We start from the raw sequence: 247 nt of genomic DNA, 5'->3' as shown, positions 1-247 counted from the left end.
CCCCCCCCCCCTGCCGTGGCTGCTGGCGCCCTTCGCGCTCCTCATCGTGCTGCTCGTCGCCCTCGACCAGCCCGGATGGTCGTTCCTGCCCGTCGTGGCCCTGGTCGTCGGCTCCTTCGCCGAGCTGGTCGTCGGGTCGCGCGAGTCGCCCGCCGTGCGGACCAAGGACCCCGAGGCCCCGCTGAGCACCGAGCGGTGGGCCGCCGCCGTCGCGGCCCCGTTCCGGGTCGCGCTCGCCGAGCCCTGG

The 247-nt window shown here is 77.3% G+C and carries 1 pseudogene; it reads left to right on the top strand.

The window, feature by feature from the left end:
- A pseudogene (locus tag D471_RS32720) lies at positions 1–247 on the top strand (DUF1266 domain-containing protein); the annotation flags it as partial.

Source organism: Nocardiopsis lucentensis DSM 44048 (assembly GCF_000341125.1).
GTDB lineage: Bacteria > Actinomycetota > Actinomycetes > Streptosporangiales > Streptosporangiaceae > Nocardiopsis > Nocardiopsis lucentensis.
The sequence above is the reverse complement of the archived record's forward strand: the minus strand, read 5'-3'. Positions and strand labels throughout refer to the sequence as shown.